We start from the raw sequence: 18,434 nt of genomic DNA, 5'->3' as shown, positions 1-18,434 counted from the left end.
GGCGCAGGCTAGCGCAGCCTGCGCCAGCGGCTACGGGTCGGATTTCGGGCTACGCTCAACCCCACGCATGAACTCTCTATGAAGGATCTCGTCTCATAGGAGGAAATGCACCCCGACTCGCGCTAAACTGCGCGGGTTTTTTAGCCCCCCCATTCCTCCGGAGCCTTCCATGTCCCGCGTTACCCTGAGTCGCTATTTGATTGAGCAGACCCGCAGCAACAACACTCCTGCCGATCTGCGCTTCCTGATCGAAGTGGTGGCGCGTGCCTGCAAGGAGATCAGCCACGCCGTGTCCAAAGGCGCCCTGGGCGGTGTCCTGGGCAGCATGGGCACTGAGAACGTCCAAGGCGAAGTGCAGAAGAAGCTCGACGTGCTCTCCAACGAGATCCTGCTCGAAGCCAACGAATGGGGCGGCCACCTGGCCGGCATGGCGTCCGAGGAAATGGACAACGCCTACCAGATCCCGGGCAAATACCCGAAAGGCGCCTACCTGCTGGTGTTCGACCCGCTGGACGGTTCGTCGAACATCGACATCAACGCGCCGGTCGGCACCATCTTCTCCGTGCTGCGTTGCCCGAACGAGCACCTGAGCCAGAACGAAGCCCTGAACGAAAAGGCCTTCCTGCAACCCGGCACCCAGCAGGTAGCCGCCGGTTATGCCATCTACGGTCCGCAGACCATGCTGGTGCTGACCCTGGGCGATGGCGTCAAGGGCTTTACCCTGGACCGTGAAATGGGCAGCTTCGTGCTGACCCACGAAGACCTGACCATTCCTGAGAGCACCCAGGAGTTCGCCATCAACATGTCCAACCAGCGTCACTGGGAAGCGCCGGTCGCGCGCTACGTGAGCGAGCTGATGGCTGGCGAGGAAGGTCCGCTGAAGAAGAACTTCAACATGCGCTGGGTTGCCGCGATGGTGGCCGACGTGCACCGCATCCTGACCCGTGGTGGCGTGTTCATGTACCCACGTGACAGCCGCGAGCCATCGAAGCCGGGCAAACTGCGCCTGATGTACGAAGCCAACCCGATGTCGTTCCTGGTTGAACAGGCCGGCGGCGCCGCCACCGACGGCCACCAGCGCATTCTCGACATCCAGCCTGAAGGCCTGCACCAGCGCGTAGCGGTGTTCCTCGGCTCGAAGGAAGAAGTCGCCCGCGTCACCGCCTACCACAAGGAATAAACCATGGCCGCGCCCTGGCAGCCCCTGCTCGACTGGTGGTTCGGCTCTGCTGAGAAACCTGCGGACATCGTCGCTGAAAAGGGCAAGCTGTGGTTTGGCAAGCGTGACAGCCAGGACCTCGAGGCGCGCGAGCGTTTCGGGGATCTGGTGGAACAGGCCTTGGCCGGTGGATTGACCGAGTGGGCGCAACGCCCGCAAGGCTGGCTGGCCCTGGTGCTGCTGCTCGACCAGCTGCCACGCATGCTGTATCGCGAAATCCCCAAGAGCTTTGCCGGCGACCTGCGTGCCCAGGCACTGGTGGCCCAGGGCATCGCCGCGGATTTCGACCGGCAACTGCCCGCGATGCAGCGTAGCTTCATCTACCTGGTGTTCGAGCATTGCGAGAACCTGGCGGTGCAGAACGAAGCGATCTCCAGGTTCGCCGCCTTGCACGACGAACAGCCGCCGGAAGATCGACCGGTGTTCGCCGACCAGCTGGACTACGCCGAACGGCATCAGAAAATCATCGCCCGCTTCGGGCGCTTCCCCCATCGCAATCGGATTCTCGGGCGTGAATCGACGCCGGAGGAACTGGCATTCCTACGCGAGCCGGGTTCCAGCTTCTAAATCTTCTGAGCAGCATCAAACGCTATCGCGGGCAAGTCGGATCGCCGCCCGCTCGCTCCTACAGATGCCTAGGTTCTTCTGTAGGAGCGGCCGGTCGACGCTCGATTGCCCGCGATAGGGCCTCAAGCCCCATGAATACTTAGCGCTTGGCGCGCAGCAACCGTGCCATCAGCAAGCTTTGCAGGTCTCGGCGGGTGTCGGCGATGACATGGATGTAGACGGTGGCGTCCCGTACTTCATAGATGATTCGATTCATTCCCGAGAGTATCTGTCGGTAGTGACCGATATGCAGTTGTTCGAGTTCTTCGGGAATCACCCCGGCATAGGGCAGGGTGGCCAGTTGGCGAATGGCCTGTTTCAGGTTGCCGTAGCTGCTTTGCCAGGTGGCGGTGGAGAACCGCTGGGTGAGGTAGGTACGCAACTCGATGAGGTCGGTTTCCGCTGAATGCAGAAGCACTACCTTGAACGTCACGGCTGGTCGGCCTGGTCCAGTTCGGCGAACACATCCTCCGCGTCGCGGAATTGGCCTTCATCGATCTCGCGATTACCGAGGGCGAGGATCTTCAGCAGCGCCATGGTTTCTTCCTGCTGCTCGAAGCTTTTCACATCCATGACCACCAGTTTCGCCTCGCCATTCTGGGTAATGACCATGGGCTCACGGCTTTCGGTGATGGTCTTGACGATCTCGGCGGCGTGGCTTTTCAGGTAGCTGATCGGTTTGATCTGAGAGGAAAGCTTCATGGGAGCATCTCGTCTGGGGAAGCAGGACTGAGTTTAGTCTTTATTCAGTCCTGTGTGCGCCGCGCCAGACGAGTTGAGTGTTGCCGATCGTTAAATACGGAAACTGCCCACCAGATGCGTCAACCGCGCCGCTTGCTGCTCCAGGTCGGCGCAGGCGCGCAGGGTTGCCTGCAGGTTTTCCACGCCTTCCTGGTGGAGGGTGTTGATCTCGGTGATGTCGACGTTGATCGACTCCACCACGGCGGTCTGTTCCTCGGTGGCGGTGGCCACGGACTGGTTCATGCCGTCGATCTCACCGATGCGCTGGGTCACGCTGCCCAGGCGCTGGCCGGCCTGGTTGGCGATGCCGACGCTGCTTTCGCTCTCGCGCTGGCTTTCGGTCATGGTGTTCACCGCCTGGCGGGCGCCGACCTGCAGGTCCTCGATCATCTTCTGCACCTGCTGCGCCGAGTCCTGGGTGCGGTGGGCGAGGTTGCGCACCTCATCGGCGACCACTGCGAAACCACGCCCGGCCTCACCGGCGCGGGCGGCCTCGATGGCGGCGTTGAGGGCCAACAGGTTGGTCTGCTGGGAGATGCTGGTGATGACTTCGAGGATTTGCCCGATGTTCACCGTGTTGCTGTTCAGCGTCTCGATATTGCCGCAGGAGTCGCTGATCTTCGCCGACAGCTGCTGCATGGCGGCGATGGTCTGGTCCACTACGGCCTGGCCTTCGCTGGCCAGGTTGCGCGCATCGCTGGAGTGCTGCGACGCCAGGGCGGCGTTCTGGGCGATTTCCTGGGCGGCGGCGCCGAGCTGGTTGATCGCCGCGGCGACGCTGCTGGTGCGCGAGGCCTGCTGGTCGGAGTTGAACATCGACGAGTTCGAGGCACTGACCACCCGCAGGGCGACTTCGTTGACCTGGCCGGTGGCCGAGGCGACCTCGCGGATCGAGCCGTGAACCCGTTCGACGAAGCGGTTGAACGACACGCCCAGGGTGCCGAATTCGTCGTGGCCATGGATGGTCAGGCGCTTGGTCAGGTCGCCTTCGCCCTCGGCGATGTCATGCATAGCGCGGCCCATCAGGTGCAGCGGCTGCATCAGTACACGGATCAGCATGCCCAGCAGGCTGATGATGATCACCACGGCGATCAGCATGGCAATGATCGCCGAGGTGCGGAATTCGCTGAGCATCGAGAACGCGGTGTCCTTGTCCAGCACCAGCGCCACGTACCAGTCCGCCGACGGCACACCGTTGACCCGGGTGAAGGAGATGAACTGGGTCTTGCCGTCCAGCTCGACTTCCTTCAGGCCCGGGCTGACCTGCGGAGCGCCATTGGGGTAGGCGTCGCTGAGGTTCTTGAGCACCAGCTTGCTGTCCGGGTGGATCAGGATCTTGCCGCCGGCGCTGACGATGAACGCCTGGCCATGGCCGCCGAAGTTCAGCGAGTTGATGATGGCGCTGACGTTGGACAGGTCGATATCGGCCCCGGCGACGCCGATGAAGCTGCCCTGGTGCTGGACCGGGGTGGCGACGGTGATCACCAGCTTGCCGGAAGAGGCGGCGATGTAGGGTTCGGTGACGATGGTCTGCTGGGCCGCGTTGGCCGCCTTGTACCAGCCGCGGGCGCGCGGATCGTAATCGGGCGCGCGGTTGCCCGCCGGGACCGAGAACATCGCACCGTCCTGGCCGCCGAAATAGCTGAGCTGGAAGTTGCTGGCGTAGGCGGGGAGGCCGACGCTGCGTTTCAGGCCGTCGGCACCGCTGCCGTCCACGGCGATCTGCTGGGCCAGGGTGTGCAGCAACTGGATGCGGCTTTCCAGCCAGGTCTGGATGTTGCTGCTGGTCAGGCTGCCGAGTTCCTGCATGGAGGATTCGTTGCTGCTGCGCAGGGCTTCGCGCTGTCGATAGTCGTTGAACAGGATAAAACAGACGAACGCAACGGCGACCACAAGAGCGGCGGCAAGCAGGATCTTATGGCTGAATTTCATGTTTCTGGTCATTAAGTGAACTACCGCGAGAGGGTGGTCAGCGAGGGGGCGTCAATTTGCCATAACGGCGGCTTTTGCGCTGCTTTTATGTCGACTGGCCATCACTAAAGATGAGGGGCGTCGAAGCCTGTCCGACGAAATGTCTTTGGCCGTCGCAAAGTGGTTGATTCGGGAGGAAATGCTGGGCGCTGCGTCACAATAAATAGCCGTCTGGCTGGGGAACCAGATGGGGCTTTTCTCTTCTAAGCTTCTGGTTGGCAGCATGCCATCCCCCCGTCCGCCCAGGAGTTTCACCATGTCCCTGCGTTCTCTCGCTCTGTTGTCGTTCTGCGTGCTGTTGGCTGCGTGCGGCAAGATCAATCAGGAAAACTATTCCAAGCTGTCGGCCGGCATGCCCAAGGCCGAAGTTGAAAAACTGCTGGGCAAACCGACCGACTGTTCCGGCGCGCTGGGCATGTCCAGCTGCACCTGGGGCGACAAGAACAGCTTTATCAGCGTGCAGTACGCCGGTGACAAAGTGTTGATGTTTTCCGGGCAAGGCCTGAAGTAAAAAAACCGGGGCCACGTGCCCACGGGAGAAAAATAATGATGCGTTTGCTAGTCACTCTTCTGGCCGGCCTGTTGTTGGCCGGCTGCGCCACTTCCCGGGACGATTCACTGGCGCCCAAGACCGCGAATCACGTCGATCTCAAGCGTTACCAAGGGACCTGGTACGAGTTGGCGCGTTTGCCGATGTATTTCCAGCGTAACTGCGCGCAATCCGAAGCCCGCTACACCCTGTTGCCCGAAGGCAATATGACGGTGCTCAACCGCTGCCTGACCGCCAACTGGCAATGGGAAGAGGTGCGGGGCACGGCAACGCCGCAGGCGCCGGATAAAACCGACAAGCTGTGGGTCGAGTTCGATACCTGGTTTTCCCGTTTGATACCGGGCCTGGCCAAGGGCGACTACTGGGTGCTGTACGTGAGCGACGACTACAAGACCGCCATTGTCGGCAACCCGGATCGTCGATACCTGTGGCTGTTGTCGCGCCGGCCGAATGTCAGCGAGGCGGTTCGCGAGGATCTGCTGAGCAGGGCGCGTCAGCAAGGGTATGACACCACCCGCCTGATCTGGCGTGTGTCGGACTCGGCGATGGCCAAGACCTCGAAGTGAATCCATGCGGGAACCAGCACGCTGGCTCCCGCGGTGACGGCTTCAGCCGAGCAGGTCGCGCAGCACCCGGGTAAAGGCCCGATTGCTTTCTTCCTCGCCTGCGTGACGTCCGTCGCGCACCACCCACTGACCGTTGACCAGCACATCGCGTACCTGACGATCACCGCCGGCGAACAGCCAGCGGTTGAGGATGCCGTCGCCCTCGGCGGTGGCCAGGTAAGGATCGTTGCCGTCGAGCACCAGCCAGTCGGCGCGCTTGCCCACTTCCAGGGCGCCGATCGGCTGCCCCAGGGCCTGGGCGCCACCATCCAGCGCGGCGTCGTACAGAGTCCGGCCAACCATCGGCTGGTCGTTTCGATACAGGCGGTTGCGGCGTTGATCACGCAGGCGCTGGCCATATTCCGCCCAACGCAATTCTTCCACCACGCTCAGCGATACATGGCTGTCGGAACCGATGCCCATGCGCCCGCCCTGGGCAAGGAAATCCACCGCCGGGAAAATCCCGTCGCCGAGATTGGCCTCGGTGGTCAGGCACAGGCCGGCGATGGCCCGGCTTTGCGCCATGAGGCTGACTTCTTCGGCATTCGCGTGGGTGGCGTGGACCAGGCACCAGCGCTGATCGACCTCGGTGTTTTCATACAGCCATTGCAGCGGTCGGCGTCCGCTCCAGGTCAGGCAGTCGTCGACTTCCTTCTGCTGTTCGGCGATATGGATATGCACCGGGCACTGCTTGTCGCTGGTGGCCAGCACCTCGCTGATCTGCTGCGGGGTGACTGCGCGCAACGAGTGGAAGCACAGCCCCAGCTGCTGGGCCGGTTGCCGGGCCAGCAGCGGTTGCAGGCGGCTTTGCAGCTTGAGGTAGTTTTCCGTGCTGTTGATGAAGCGGCGCTGGCCTTCGTTGGGCGCCTGGCCGCCGAAACCGGAGTGGCTGTACAGCACCGGCAGCAGGGTCAGGCCGATGCCGGCGGCGCTGGCGGCCTGGCTGATACGCAGCGACAGCTCGGCCGGGTCGGCGTAGGGCTGGCCGCTGGTGTCGTGATGCACGTAATGGAATTCGGCGACCGAGGTGTAACCGGCCTTGAGCATTTCGATGTACAGCTGGCGGGCGATGATGCCCAGCTGGTCCGGGCTGATCTTGCCCACCAGGCGATACATCAGGTCGCGCCAGGTCCAGAAGCTGTCGTTGGGGTTGCCGGCCACTTCCGCCAGCCCGGCCATCGCCCGCTGGAAGGCGTGGGAGTGCAGGTTGGGCATGCCCGGCAGCAGCGGGCCCTGGAGCCGTTCGGCGCCTTCTGCGCTGGCATCGGCCTGGATGTGGGTCAACAGGCCATCGGCGCTGACCTCGAGACGTACGTTGTTGGCCCATCCGTTAGGCAGCAGTGCGCGTTCGGCAAAGAAGGCGGACATGGTTCAAGCACCCCGTCGTGTGTTATTTGTATATACATATACAGACGTTTGCCTGCTCGGTAAACTCCGGCAAGCTAGTGGCCTTCTTCGACAAACAAGGATTTCCCGTGCCGACTCCGCCCGCCAACTCCCCGCTGGCCGCCCATCTGGGCGATAGTCCGGCGCCCCTGTACGCCCGCGTCAAGCAGATGATCACTCAGCAGATCGAGAGTGGAAACTGGCCGCCGCACTACCGTGTGCCCTCGGAAAGCGAGCTGGTCAGCCAGCTGGGTTTCAGCCGCATGACCATCAACCGCGCCCTGCGCGAGATGACCGCCGAAGGCATGCTGGTGCGCATGCAGGGCGTGGGGACTTTCGTCGCCGAACCCAAGAGCCAGTCAGCCTTGTTCGAGGTGCACAACATCGCCGACGAGATCGCCTCGCGCGGCCATCGCCACACCTGCAAGGTCATCACCCTGGGTGAAGAGACGGCCGGTTCCGAGCGCGCCGTGGCCCTGGAAATGCGCGAAGGGCAGAGGGTCTTCCACTCGCTGATCGTGCATTTCGAGAACGATATCCCGGTGCAGATCGAGGACCGCTTCGTCAACGCGCTGGTGGCGCCGGACTACCTCAAGCAGGACTTCACCCTGCAGACCCCATACGCCTACCTGAACCAGGTCGCGCCGCTGACCGAGGGCGAGCATGTGGTCGAGGCGATTCTGGCCGAGCCGGAAGAATGCAAGTTGCTGCAGATCGAGCGCGGCGAGCCGTGCCTGCTGATTCGCCGCCGGACCTGGTCCGGCCGCCAGCCGGTGACCGCCGCGCGCCTGATCCACCCGGGTTCTCGTCACAGCCTGGAAGGGCGGTTTCATAAGTAAGGGGCATCAATGACTCAGTTGAACGTTTTGCGCGCGGCCAACTACCCGCGCATGCCGTGGAAGAACGGTGGCGGCAGCACCGAAGAGATCACCCGGGACGCCGGCGTCGGCCTGGAAGGTTTCGGCTGGCGGCTGTCGATCGCCGATATCGGCGAGTCCGGCGGCTTTTCCAGCTTCACCGGCTACCAGCGCATCATCACCGTGCTGCAAGGCGCGGGCATGACCCTGACGGTGGACGGCCAGGACAGCCGCGCACTGTTACCGCTGGACCCCTTTGCCTTCAGTGGCGCCAGCCAGGTCGCCTGCACCCTGATCGACGGGCCGATTCGCGACTTCAACCTGATTTACGCGCCGGATCGCTACAGCGCTCGCTTGCAATGGCTGCAGGGTGGCCAGCGTTTCTTCACCCAGGCCAGCACGGTGCTGGTATTCAGCGTGGCCGACGAAATGCGCGCCGACCTGGGTGGTGGTGTCGCCGCCTTGCTGGAGCGCCATGACTGCCTGCAACTGCTCGATAACCCCGGCCTGCGGGAAGTCAGCGTCAGCGGCGCTTGCTGCGTGATCGAACTGACGGCCATCTGACCTGTAGCCGCTGCCGCAGGCTGCGATAAGGCTCGAAGAGCCTTCCGGCCTGCAAAGAGCGCGTCTCCTTCGGAGTCGATCGCAGCCTTCGGCAGCGGCTACAAAACCCTCCTGTTTCTCTCCCTCCCTGATGTTGTTTCCCTCGCGCACCAATTTGTTACCGAACGCCCCAGCGTGGCGCAAGGCTCAGCCGAAGTAACAGCGCTCACATCTCTCGCCACATTCCCCGCGAAAAAATAATCGACGCTGAAACCCTTGATCCAAGGGCCTCTCCAGCATTTCCAGAGATTTTCTTGAAGGTGCATTCAACGAGTTGGCCGCTCGATTGCATATGCTTGTATGTACAAGTAAAGACGTATGCGTATGAGTCGCTGAAGACTCTTCGCAGCGTCCCCTGATTCGCTTGCTGCGCAGCGCCCTGCGCGCAGGCACGCTCGCCCACTGCCTGGGTTGGTTTGGATTGATCGCTGAGGAGTTTTTTCGTGACTGAGAATAAACCTACGAAATACCGGAACGTCGAAATTCGCGCTGCCCGCGGCAACAAGCTGACCGCCAAGAGCTGGCTGACAGAAGCGCCGCTGCGCATGCTGATGAATAACCTCGATCCGGAAGTCGCCGAGAACCCGAAAGAACTGGTGGTTTACGGTGGCATCGGCCGCGCCGCGCGCAACTGGGAGTGCTACGACAAGATCGTCGAGAGCCTGACCAACCTGAATGACGACGAGACCCTGCTGGTGCAATCCGGCAAGCCGGTCGGCGTGTTCAAGACCCACAGCAACGCACCGCGTGTGCTGATCGCCAACTCCAACCTGGTACCGCACTGGGCCACCTGGGAACACTTCAACGAACTGGATGCCAAGGGCCTGGCCATGTACGGCCAGATGACCGCCGGCAGTTGGATCTACATCGGCAGCCAGGGCATCGTCCAGGGCACCTACGAAACCTTCGTCGAAGCCGGTCGCCAGCATTACAACGATAACCTCAAGGGCCGCTGGGTCCTGACCGCCGGCCTCGGCGGCATGGGTGGCGCCCAGCCTCTGGCCGCGACCCTGGCCGGCGCCTGCTCGCTGAACATCGAATGCCAGCAGAGCAGCATCGATTTCCGCCTCAAGACCCGCTATGTCGACGAGCAGGCCAAGGACCTGGATGATGCCCTGGCGCGTATCGCCAAGTACACCGCCGAAGGCAAGGCGATCTCCATCGCCCTGTGCGGCAACGCGGCTGAAATCCTCCCGGAAATGGTCCGTCGCGGCGTGCGTCCGGACATGGTCACCGACCAGACCAGCGCCCACGACCCGCTCAACGGCTACCTGCCGGCCGGCTGGACCTGGGAGCAGTACCGCGAGCGCGCCAAGACCGAGCCGGCGGCGGTGGTCAAGGCGGCCAAGCAATCGATGGCCGTGCACGTCAAGGCCATGCTCGACTTCCAGAAGCAGGGCATCCCGACCTTCGACTACGGCAACAACATCCGTCAGATGGCCCAGGAAGAGGGCGTCGAGAACGCCTTCGACTTCCCTGGCTTCGTACCGGCCTATATCCGTCCGCTGTTCTGTCGCGGCATCGGTCCGTTCCGCTGGGCCGCGCTGTCGGGCGATCCGCAGGACATCTACAAGACCGACGCCAAGGTCAAGGAACTGATCCCGGACGACGCTCACCTGCACAACTGGCTGGACATGGCGCGCGAGCGCATCAGCTTCCAGGGCCTGCCGGCGCGTATCTGCTGGGTTGGCCTGGGCCTGCGCGCCAAGCTCGGCCTGGCGTTCAACGAAATGGTGCGCAGCGGCGAGCTGTCGGCGCCGATCGTGATCGGCCGCGACCACCTGGACTCCGGTTCGGTATCCAGCCCGAACCGCGAAACCGAATCGATGCAGGACGGTTCCGACGCCGTGTCCGACTGGCCGCTGCTCAACGCCCTGCTGAACACCGCCAGCGGTGCGACCTGGGTTTCCCTGCACCACGGCGGCGGCGTCGGCATGGGCTTCTCCCAGCACTCCGGGATGGTGATCGTCTGCGACGGTACCGACGAAGCGGCCGAGCGTATCGCCCGTGTGCTGCATAACGACCCGGGTACCGGTGTCATGCGTCACGCCGATGCCGGTTACCAGATCGCCATCGACTGCGCCAAGGAACAGGGCCTGAACCTGCCGATGATCACTGGCAAGTAAGCTCCCGGCGGATTGCCGCCAGGATCAGGGAAGGAGCCGTCGCACGCTGTAGTGCGGCGGCTCGGTCCATGTAGCAGAGCTTTGACATGACAAGAATCTCCCGGGAGAACAATAACGATGTCCACGGCCAGCGATAGCTCCAAACCCCTGATCGAACGGCGCTCGATCAACTACATCCCCGAAGCCGAACGCCACGGCAAGCTCTACAGCCAGTTCACCCTGTGGCTGGGGGCTAACCTGCAGATCACGGCCATCGTCACTGGCGCTCTGGCGGTGGTGCTGGGCGGTGATGTGTTCTGGTCGTTGATCGGCCTGCTCATCGGTCAACTGCTGGGCGGCGGTGTGATGGCGTTGCACGCGGCGCAGGGGCCCAAGCTCGGCCTGCCGCAGATGATCTCCAGCCGGGTCCAGTTCGGCGTCTATGGCGCGGCCATCCCGATTGTCCTGGTGTGCCTGATGTACCTGGGCTTCACGGCTACCGGCACCGTGCTTTCCGGCCAGGCGCTGGGCCAGCTGTTCGGGGTCAGCGACAGCGTCGGGATCCTGATCTTCGCCAGCGTCATCGTGCTGGTCACGGTGCTTGGCTACCGGGTGATCCATTTCATCGGTCGCGCCGCCAGCGTCATTGGCGTGATCGCCTTCGTTTACCTGTTCAGCCGCCTGATGAGTCAGACCGACGTTGGCGCGCTGTTGGAAATCCGCCACTTCAGCTGGAGCAGTTTCCTGCTCGCGGTGTCGCTCGCCGCGTCCTGGCAGATCGCCTTCGGCCCCTACGTGGCGGACTATTCGCGCTACCTGCCGAGCAAGACCTCCTCGGTGAAAACCTTCCTCGCCGCTGGCGCAGGCTCAGTGATCGGCGCGCAGGTGGCGATGATGCTCGGCGTGTTCGCCGCAGCCATGGCCGACGGGCAGTTCGCCGGTCACGAAGTGGCCTACATCGTCGGCCTGGGCGGTAGCGGTGCCACTGCGGCGCTGCTGTACTTCAGCATCGCCTTCGGCAAGATCACCATCTCGACGCTGAACTCCTACGGCAGCTTCATGTGCATCGCCACCATCATCAGTGGCTTCCGTGGCCACCTGGAAGTGACGCGCCTGCAACGGCTGGTGTTCGTGCTGGTCATCGTCGGCACCGCGACCCTGATCGCCTTGCTCGGCCAGCACTCGTTCCTCGGTGCGTTCAAGTCTTTCATCCTCTTCCTGCTGGCCTTCTTCACCCCGTGGAGCGCGGTCAACCTGGTGGACTACTACTGCATCACCCGCGAGCACTATGACGTGCCGGCGCTGGCCGATCCGAACGGTCGCTACGGCCGCTGGAACATCCTCGGGATCAGCGTCTACGTGATCGGTGTGCTGGTGCAGCTGCCGTTCATCGGCACCAAGTTCTACACCGGCCCGCTGGTGGAAGCCCTGGGTGGCGTGGATATCTCCTGGATCGTCGGCCTGGTGGTTCCCGCGGCGCTGTATTACGTCTGCGCGAAAAAATGGCATGGCGCTGTACCCGATCGCCTGATCCTGCCGGTAGAGCAGGACTCGATCACAGAACAAAAGCTGAGTGGGGCAGGCCGCGCTACTGCGGTCTAGACCTGATTGGACGTGGACGGGCTGGATGCCTCTTAACTGCCGTAATCCATTTCAATGATTGGGAGCGTCACACAATGAAAATGAATAAGACCCTGCTGACCACTTTGCTTTCCATGGGCCTGCTGGCCAGCGCCGGCGCTACCCAGGCGGCCGGCTGGTGCGAGTCCGGCAAGCCGGTGAAATTCGCCGGCCTGAACTGGGAAAGCGGCATGTTGCTGACCGACGTGCTGCAAGTGGTCCTGGAAAAAGGCTACGGCTGCAAGACCGACAGCCTGCCAGGCAACTCCATCACCATGGAGAACGCCCTGAGCAGCAATGACATCCAGGTTTTCGCCGAGGAGTGGGTCGGCCGCAGCGAGGTCTGGAACAAGGCCGAGAAGGCCGGCAAGGTGGTCGGCGTCGGCGCCCCGGTGGTGGGCGCCATCGAAGGCTGGTACGTGCCGCGCTACGTGATCGAGGGCGATGCCAAGCGCAAGCTGGAAGCCAAGGCCCCGGACCTGAAGAACATCGCCGACCTGGCCAAGTATTCCGCCGTGTTCAAGGACCCGGAAGAGCCGAGCAAAGGCCGTTTCTATAACTGCCCGGCCGGCTGGACCTGCGAGCTGGACAACAGCGAGATGCTGAAAAGCTACGGCCTGGAAAGCAGCTACACCAACTTCCGCCCAGGCACCGGCCCGGCGCTGGATGCCGCGGTGCTGTCGAGCTACAAGCGTGGCGAACCGATCCTGTTCTACTACTGGTCGCCAACCCCGCTGATGGGCCAGGTCGACCTGGTGAAGCTGGAAGAGAAGCCAGGCGTGGACAAGAGCGTGACCATCAAGGTCGGCCTGTCCAAGACCTTCCACGAACAAGCGCCTGAGCTGGTGGCCGTGCTGGAAAAGGTCAACCTGCCGATCGACCTGCTGAACCAGAACCTGGGCCGCATGGCGAAGGAACGTATCGAGTCGCCGAAACTGGCGAAAATCTTTCTCAAGGAACATCCTGAAGTCTGGCACGCATGGGTGAGCGACGACGCAGCCAAGAAAATCGACGCGGCCTTGTAGGTAGAGCCTTTCCGGCTGCCTGAAGCGCAGCCGGGAGCCTCGCCACAACCCACTTGATCGAGAGTCTCTCTATGTTTCCTGAAAGCTTCACCTTTTCCATCGCCGACTGGGTCAACGGTTGGGTCGATTCGCTGGTGACCAACTACGGCGATGTGTTCCGCCACATCTCCGACACCCTGCTGTGGGCCATCGTCAACCTCGAAGGCCTGCTGCGCCTGGCGCCCTGGTGGCTGATGCTGGCGATCGTCGGCGGCATCGCCTGGCATTCGACCCGCAAGCTGGTGACCACCGCGGTGATCGTCGGCCTGCTGTTCCTGGTGGGCGCGGTCGGCCTGTGGGACAAGCTGATGCAGACCCTGGCGCTGATGTTGGTGGCGACCTTCATTTCGGTGCTGATCGGCATTCCCCTGGGCATCCTCTCGGCGCGCAGCAATCGCCTGCGTTCGGTGCTGATGCCGCTCTTGGACATCATGCAGACCATGCCGAGCTTCGTGTACCTGATCCCGGTGCTGATGCTGTTCGGCCTGGGCAAGGTGCCAGCGATCTTCGCCACCGTGATCTACGCCGCGCCGCCGCTGATCCGCCTGACCGACCTGGGCATCCGCCAGGTCGACGGCGAGGTCATGGAAGCGATCAACGCCTTTGGCGCCAACCGCTGGCAGCAACTGTTCGGCGTGCAACTGCCGCTGGCCCTGCCGAGCATCATGGCCGGGATCAACCAGACCACCATGATGGCCCTGTCGATGGTGGTGATCGCCTCGATGATCGGTGCCCGTGGCCTGGGCGAAGACGTGCTGGTCGGCATCCAGACCCTCAACGTCGGCCGTGGCCTGGAAGCCGGCCTGGCGATCGTGATTCTGGCCGTGGTCATCGACCGTATTACCCAAGCCTATGGTCGTCCACGCCATGAGGTGAGCAAATGAACAACGCAACCGTGAGCAAGATCGAAGTCAAGAACGTCTTCAAGATTTTCGGCAACCGTTCGGCCGACGCGCTGAACATGATTCGCCAGAACAAGACCAAGGACCAGGTGCTGGCCGAGACCGGCTGCGTGGTCGGGGTCAACGACCTGTCGCTGAGCATCGGCACTGGCGAGATATTCGTGATCATGGGCCTGTCCGGCTCCGGCAAGTCGACCCTGGTGCGCCACTTCAACCGCCTGATCGACCCGACCAGCGGCGCGATCCTGGTGGACGGCGTGGACATCCTGCAATACGACATGGAAGCCCTGCGCGAATTTCGCCGGCACAAGATCAGCATGGTGTTCCAGAGCTTCGGCCTGCTGCCGCACAAGACCGTGCAGGAAAACGTTGCCTACGGCCTCAAGGTGCGTGGCGAGAGCAAGGACGTCTGCGCCGAGCGCGCGCTGCACTGGATCAACACCGTGGGCCTCAAGGGCTACGAGGCGAAGTACCCGCACCAGCTGTCCGGCGGCATGCGCCAGCGCGTCGGCCTGGCCCGCGCCCTGGCGGCGGACACCGACATCATCCTGATGGACGAAGCCTTCAGTGCCCTCGACCCGCTGATCCGCGCCGAGATGCAGGACCAGTTGCTGGAGCTGCAAAAGACCCTGCACAAGACCATCGTCTTCATTACCCACGACCTCGACGAGGCCGTGCGCATCGGCAACCGCATCGCGATCCTCAAGGATGGCCGGCTGATCCAGGTCGGCACGCCGAAAGAGATCCTGCATTCGCCGGCGGACGAGTACGTCGACCGTTTCGTGCAGCGGCGCGCGGCGGTGGTTTGAAGGCGTGCGGCGGGCCTCTTCCTATGTAGGAGCGAGGCTTGCCCGCGAATGCGGCGGTAAAGCTGCATCAATGTTCAGGTGGTACCCGTGAGGTCGAAGATGTCGCAGGCTGAAAAAATCGTTATCGCCGACGCCCCGCTGCGTTGGCAGGATGTGGTCGCCGTAGCCCGGCATGGCGCGCAGCTCGAGCTGTCGGCCCAGGCCTGGGCGCGCATCGAGAATGCCCAGGCCATCGTCCAGCGCATCGTCGTCAGCGGCGAACGCGCCTATGGCATCAACACTGGCCTGGGCGCGCTGTGCAACGTTTCGCTGCAGGACGAACAACTGAGCCAGCTGTCGCGCAACACCTTGCTCAGCCATGCCTGTGGCGTGGGCGCGCCGCTGGCCGACGAGCAGACCCGGGCGATCATCTGCGCGGCTGTCGTCAACTACAGCCACGGCAAGTCCGGCCTGCATCGCCGGGTGGTCGAGGCGCTGCTGGCCCTGCTCAATCGCGGCATCACCCCGCAGGTGCCGTCCCAGGGCTCGGTGGGTTACCTGACCCACATGGCGCATATCAGCATCGCCTTGCTTGGTGTCGGCCAGGTCAGCTATCGCGGGCAGGTCGTATCGGCCGAGCAGGCGCTGGCGGCGGAAGGCCTGCAGCCGGTGCAACTGGGGGCCAAGGACGGTCTGTGCCTGGTCAACGGCACGCCGTGCATGACCGGCCTGAGCTGCCTGGCCCTGGCCGATGCCACGCGCCTGCTGCAATGGGCCGACGTGATCGGCGCCATGAGCTTCGAGGCCCAGCGCGGGCAGATCGCCGCGTTCGATGCCGAGATCATCGCGCTCAAGCCGCACCCGGGCATGCAGCAGGTCGGCATCAACCTGCGCGCCTTGCTCGACGGCAGCGAAGTGATTGCCGCCAGCAAAGGTATCCGCACCCAGGATGCCCTGAGCATCCGTTCCATCCCGCAGGTTCACGGCGCCGCCCGCGATCAGTTGGCGCACGCGACGCAGCAGGTCGAAACCGAGCTCAACTCCGTCACCGATAATCCGATGGTGCTGGGCACTCCGGACAACTACCGGGTGATGTCCCAGGCCAACCCCCACGGCCAGTCGGTGGCATTGGCGGCGGACCTGCTGGCGATCGCCATGGCCGAGATCGGCTCGATCGCCGAACGGCGCCTGGATCGCTTGATCAACCCCCACGTCAGCGGTTTGCCGGCATTCCTGGTGAGCAACCCCGGGGTCAACTCCGGAATGATGATCGTCCAGTACGTCGCTGCCTCGCTGTGTGCGGAAAACCGCCAGCTGGCGCAACCGGCGGTGCTCGACAACTACGTCACCTCCGGCCTGCAGGAAGACCACCTGAGCCTGGGCACCAACGCCGCGCTGAAGCTTTCCCGTGTGCTGGAAAACTGCACCCAGATCCTCGCCATCGAATACCTGCTGGCGGCCCAGGCCTTTGAATTTCTCAAGGAACAGCGTTTCGGTGCCGGCACCGATGCGGCCTGGAAGCTGTTGCGCCAGCGGGTTGCGGCCTATGACCAGGACCGCTGGCTGGCCCCGGACATCGCCAGCGCGGCGGCGCTGCTCAAGGCTCCGGCCTTGCTGCAGGAGGTTTTACCGGGCGTGCGCTGAGCAACGCCCTGCAAGAACGGAATTTTCCACGACAACGGTTTCCACGAAAAACCAGCGTGCCAAGGCGCCACTCGCTCACAAACGGCGGGCTGCGACGGACAACGGAAGCTTCCGGAGCGACTGGTAGTTAATAACAAACTCTCAAAAGGAGCATAAATGTGACTGCGCTAAATCTGATTCCCGGCCAACTGACCCTGGCCCAACTGCGTGCCGTCTACCAACAGCCGGTAACCCTCAGCCTCGATGACAGTGCATCGAAGCAGATCGACGCCAGCGTCGCCTGTGTCGAGCAGATCCTCGCCGAGAACCGCACCGCCTACGGCATCAACACCGGTTTCGGCCTGCTGGCCTCGACCCGTATCGCCAGCGCAGACCTGGAAAACCTCCAGCGCTCCCTGGTGCTGTCCCATGCCGCCGGTGTCGGCGAGCCGATCAGCGACGCCTTGGTGCGCCTGATCATGGTGCTCAAGGTCAACAGCCTGAGCCGTGGCTTCTCCGGTATCCGCCGCCAGGTGATCGACGCGCTGATCGCCCTGGTCAACGCCGAGGTTTACCCGCATATCCCGCTCAAGGGCTCGGTGGGCGCTTCCGGCGACCTCGCGCCGCTGGCGCACATGTCCCTGGTGCTGCTGGGTGAAGGCAAGGCCCGTTATAAAGGTCAATGGCTGAACGCTACCGAAGCGCTGAGTGTGGCCGGCCTCAAGCCGCTGACCCTGGCGGCCAAGGAAGGCCTGGCGCTGCTCAACGGCACCCAGGTGTCCACCGCTTTCGCCCTGCGTGGCCTGTTAGAAGGCGAAGACCTGTTCGCCGGCGCCCTGGCCTGTGGCGGCCTGACCGTCGAGGCGGTGCTGGGCTCGCGTTCGCCGTTCGATGCGCGGATTCATGCCGCCCGTGGCCAGAAAGGCCAGATCGACGCTGCCGCGGCTTACCGCGACCTGCTGGGCGACAGCAGCGAAGTCTCCAAGTCGCACCAGAACTGCGACAAGGTGCAGGACCCGTACTCCCTGCGTTGCCAGCCACAGGTCATGGGCGCCTGCCTGACCCAGTTCCGCCAGGCCGCCGAGGTGCTGGTGGTCGAAGCCAACGCCGTGTCGGATAACCCGCTGGTGTTCGCCGCCGAGGGCGACGTGATCTCCGGTGGCAACTTCCACGCCGAGCCGGTGGCCATGGCCGCCGACAACATGGCCCTGGCCATCGCCGAAATCGGTTCCCTGAGCGAGCGCCGCATCTCGCTGATGATGGACAAGCACATGTCCCAGCTGCCGCCGTTCCTGGTGGCCAATGGCGGGGTCAACTCCGGCTTCATGATCGCCCAGGTGACCGCCGCGGCCCTGGCCAGCGAAAACAAGGCGCTGTCCCATCCGCACTCGGTGGACAGCCTGCCGACTTCCGCCAACCAGGAAGACCATGTGTCCATGGCGCCCGCCGCTGGCAAGCGCCTGTGGGAAATGGCCGAAAACACCCGTGGCATCCTCGCCGTGGAATGGCTGGCGGCCTGCCAGGGCCTGGACCTGCGTGACGGCCTGAAGACCTCGACCAAGCTGGAAAAGGCCCGCGCTACCCTGCGTAGCAAAGTGCCGTTCTACGAGAAGGACCGCTTCTTCGCCCCGGACATCAACGCCGCGAGCGAACTGTTGGCATCCCGTTGCCTGAATGAGCTGCTGCCGGCCAAGTTGCTGCCGAGCCTGTAACCCCATGCCTGTAGCCGCTGACGAGGCACGAGGCTGCGATGGGCTGCACAGCAGCCCCCGAGGGTGGTCCTGCGGACCGCTT

17 protein-coding genes are annotated in these 18,434 nt (G+C 63.4%); 13 read left to right on the top strand and 4 right to left on the bottom strand.

Features of this window, described 5'->3' with window-relative positions; all coding sequences use genetic code 11:
- The first annotated feature begins 169 nt into the window (after positions 1–169).
- On the top strand, positions 170–1,180 hold the full coding sequence (locus DK261_RS22530; protein ID WP_009046552.1) for a class 1 fructose-bisphosphatase: 1,011 nt from the start codon (positions 170–172) through the stop codon (positions 1,178–1,180).
- A gap of 3 nt (positions 1,181–1,183) precedes the next feature.
- Positions 1,184–1,786: a DUF924 family protein gene (locus DK261_RS22525; protein WP_028683791.1), complete on the top strand. Its 603-nt coding sequence runs from the start codon at positions 1,184–1,186 to the stop codon at positions 1,784–1,786.
- A gap of 139 nt (positions 1,787–1,925) precedes the next feature.
- On the opposite strand, the gene DK261_RS22520 is transcribed toward DK261_RS22525, so the two are convergent.
- From DK261_RS22520 to DK261_RS22510, 3 genes are all read right to left on the bottom strand, one after another.
- Positions 1,926–2,258: a type II toxin-antitoxin system RelE/ParE family toxin gene (locus tag DK261_RS22520; RefSeq protein ID WP_009046554.1), complete on the bottom strand. Its 333-nt coding sequence runs from the start codon at positions 2,256–2,258 to the stop codon at positions 1,926–1,928.
- Positions 2,255–2,527: a type II toxin-antitoxin system Phd/YefM family antitoxin gene (locus tag DK261_RS22515; protein WP_110176428.1), complete on the bottom strand. Its 273-nt coding sequence runs from the start codon at positions 2,525–2,527 to the stop codon at positions 2,255–2,257. Before DK261_RS22515 ends, DK261_RS22520 begins: the two co-directional genes overlap by 4 nt.
- A gap of 90 nt (positions 2,528–2,617) precedes the next feature.
- The gene (locus DK261_RS22510; RefSeq protein WP_218278184.1) at positions 2,618–4,510 is read right to left on the bottom strand and encodes a methyl-accepting chemotaxis protein; all 1,893 of its coding nucleotides are present in this window, start codon (positions 4,508–4,510) and stop codon (positions 2,618–2,620) included.
- 283 nt (positions 4,511–4,793) lie between these two features.
- Between DK261_RS22510 and DK261_RS22505 the strand changes: the two genes are divergently transcribed.
- Both DK261_RS22505 and DK261_RS22500 read left to right on the top strand, forming a co-directional pair.
- Positions 4,794–5,048, top strand: coding sequence for a hypothetical protein (locus DK261_RS22505; RefSeq protein ID WP_007925924.1), 255 nt, complete (start codon positions 4,794–4,796; stop codon positions 5,046–5,048).
- Positions 5,049–5,083: 35 nt separating this feature from the next.
- Positions 5,084–5,653 carry a lipocalin family protein gene (locus DK261_RS22500; protein ID WP_009046557.1) on the top strand — a complete coding sequence of 190 codons (570 nt, stop codon included), beginning with the start codon at positions 5,084–5,086 and terminating at the stop codon, positions 5,651–5,653.
- Between the two features lie 42 nt (positions 5,654–5,695).
- Here the strand turns inward: DK261_RS22500 and DK261_RS22495 are convergent, their stop codons facing one another.
- The gene (locus tag DK261_RS22495) at positions 5,696–7,060 is read right to left on the bottom strand and encodes a formimidoylglutamate deiminase (protein WP_101281684.1); all 1,365 of its coding nucleotides are present in this window, start codon (positions 7,058–7,060) and stop codon (positions 5,696–5,698) included.
- Between the two features lie 188 nt (positions 7,061–7,248).
- Here DK261_RS22495 and hutC point away from each other — a divergent pair, with 188 nt between their 5' ends.
- The 9 genes from hutC (at position 7,249) to hutH (DK261_RS22450) (ending at position 18,352) form a co-directional block, all read left to right on the top strand.
- Positions 7,249–7,917 carry a histidine utilization repressor gene (gene hutC / locus DK261_RS22490; protein ID WP_231999351.1) on the top strand — a complete coding sequence of 223 codons (669 nt, stop codon included), beginning with the start codon at positions 7,249–7,251 and terminating at the stop codon, positions 7,915–7,917.
- Between the two features lie 9 nt (positions 7,918–7,926).
- The gene (locus tag DK261_RS22485; protein WP_009046560.1) at positions 7,927–8,499 is read left to right on the top strand and encodes a HutD family protein; all 573 of its coding nucleotides are present in this window, start codon (positions 7,927–7,929) and stop codon (positions 8,497–8,499) included.
- Between the two features lie 482 nt (positions 8,500–8,981).
- The gene (gene hutU / locus DK261_RS22480; protein ID WP_016704424.1) at positions 8,982–10,664 is read left to right on the top strand and encodes a urocanate hydratase; all 1,683 of its coding nucleotides are present in this window, start codon (positions 8,982–8,984) and stop codon (positions 10,662–10,664) included.
- Positions 10,665–10,781: 117 nt separating this feature from the next.
- Positions 10,782–12,245, top strand: coding sequence for a cytosine permease (locus tag DK261_RS22475; RefSeq protein WP_025808238.1), 1,464 nt, complete (start codon positions 10,782–10,784; stop codon positions 12,243–12,245).
- 74 nt (positions 12,246–12,319) lie between these two features.
- Complete coding sequence (locus DK261_RS22470; protein ID WP_009046563.1) at positions 12,320–13,288, top strand: ABC transporter substrate-binding protein; 969 nt, start codon at positions 12,320–12,322, stop codon at positions 13,286–13,288.
- A gap of 71 nt (positions 13,289–13,359) precedes the next feature.
- On the top strand, positions 13,360–14,211 hold the full coding sequence (locus DK261_RS22465; protein ID WP_009046564.1) for a proline/glycine betaine ABC transporter permease: 852 nt from the start codon (positions 13,360–13,362) through the stop codon (positions 14,209–14,211).
- A complete protein-coding gene (locus tag DK261_RS22460; protein ID WP_051519229.1) occupies positions 14,208–15,038 on the top strand; it encodes a glycine betaine/L-proline ABC transporter ATP-binding protein in 831 nt (276 codons plus the stop codon). The genes DK261_RS22465 and DK261_RS22460 overlap by 4 nt, the downstream gene beginning before the upstream one ends.
- Positions 15,039–15,137: 99 nt before the next feature.
- On the top strand, positions 15,138–16,661 hold the full coding sequence (gene hutH, locus DK261_RS22455) for a histidine ammonia-lyase (RefSeq protein ID WP_110176424.1): 1,524 nt from the start codon (positions 15,138–15,140) through the stop codon (positions 16,659–16,661).
- Positions 16,662–16,819: 158 nt separating this feature from the next.
- On the top strand, positions 16,820–18,352 hold the full coding sequence (gene hutH / locus DK261_RS22450) for a histidine ammonia-lyase (protein WP_110176422.1): 1,533 nt from the start codon (positions 16,820–16,822) through the stop codon (positions 18,350–18,352).
- The last annotated feature ends 82 nt before the right edge of the window (positions 18,353–18,434 follow it).

This window comes from Pseudomonas sp. RW409 (assembly GCF_003184125.1).
GTDB classification, from domain to species: domain Bacteria; phylum Pseudomonadota; class Gammaproteobacteria; order Pseudomonadales; family Pseudomonadaceae; genus Aquipseudomonas; species Aquipseudomonas chlororaphis_I.
The sequence above is the reverse complement of the archived record's forward strand: the minus strand, read 5'-3'. Positions and strand labels throughout refer to the sequence as shown.

Bases quoted from the DNA above. Each gene is read 5' to 3' on its own strand.
- DK261_RS22530 (WP_009046552.1), top strand. From the start codon at position 170: ATGTCCCGCGTTACCCTGAGTCGCTATTTGATTGAGCAGACCCGCAGC.
- DK261_RS22525 (WP_028683791.1), top strand. From the start codon at position 1,184: ATGGCCGCGCCCTGGCAGCCCCTGCTCGACTGGTGGTTCGGCTCTGCT.
- DK261_RS22515 (WP_110176428.1), bottom strand. From the start codon at position 2,527: ATGAAGCTTTCCTCTCAGATCAAACCGATCAGCTACCTGAAAAGCCAC.
- DK261_RS22510 (WP_218278184.1), bottom strand. From the start codon at position 4,510: ATGACCAGAAACATGAAATTCAGCCATAAGATCCTGCTTGCCGCCGCT.
- DK261_RS22505 (WP_007925924.1), top strand. From the start codon at position 4,794: ATGTCCCTGCGTTCTCTCGCTCTGTTGTCGTTCTGCGTGCTGTTGGCT.
- DK261_RS22500 (WP_009046557.1), top strand. From the start codon at position 5,084: ATGATGCGTTTGCTAGTCACTCTTCTGGCCGGCCTGTTGTTGGCCGGC.
- DK261_RS22495 (WP_101281684.1), bottom strand. From the start codon at position 7,060: ATGTCCGCCTTCTTTGCCGAACGCGCACTGCTGCCTAACGGATGGGCC.
- hutC (WP_231999351.1), top strand. From the start codon at position 7,249: ATGATCACTCAGCAGATCGAGAGTGGAAACTGGCCGCCGCACTACCGT.
- DK261_RS22485 (WP_009046560.1), top strand. From the start codon at position 7,927: ATGACTCAGTTGAACGTTTTGCGCGCGGCCAACTACCCGCGCATGCCG.
- DK261_RS22475 (WP_025808238.1), top strand. From the start codon at position 10,782: ATGTCCACGGCCAGCGATAGCTCCAAACCCCTGATCGAACGGCGCTCG.
- DK261_RS22470 (WP_009046563.1), top strand. From the start codon at position 12,320: ATGAAAATGAATAAGACCCTGCTGACCACTTTGCTTTCCATGGGCCTG.
- DK261_RS22465 (WP_009046564.1), top strand. From the start codon at position 13,360: ATGTTTCCTGAAAGCTTCACCTTTTCCATCGCCGACTGGGTCAACGGT.
- DK261_RS22460 (WP_051519229.1), top strand. From the start codon at position 14,208: ATGAACAACGCAACCGTGAGCAAGATCGAAGTCAAGAACGTCTTCAAG.
- hutH (WP_110176424.1), top strand. From the start codon at position 15,138: ATGTCGCAGGCTGAAAAAATCGTTATCGCCGACGCCCCGCTGCGTTGG.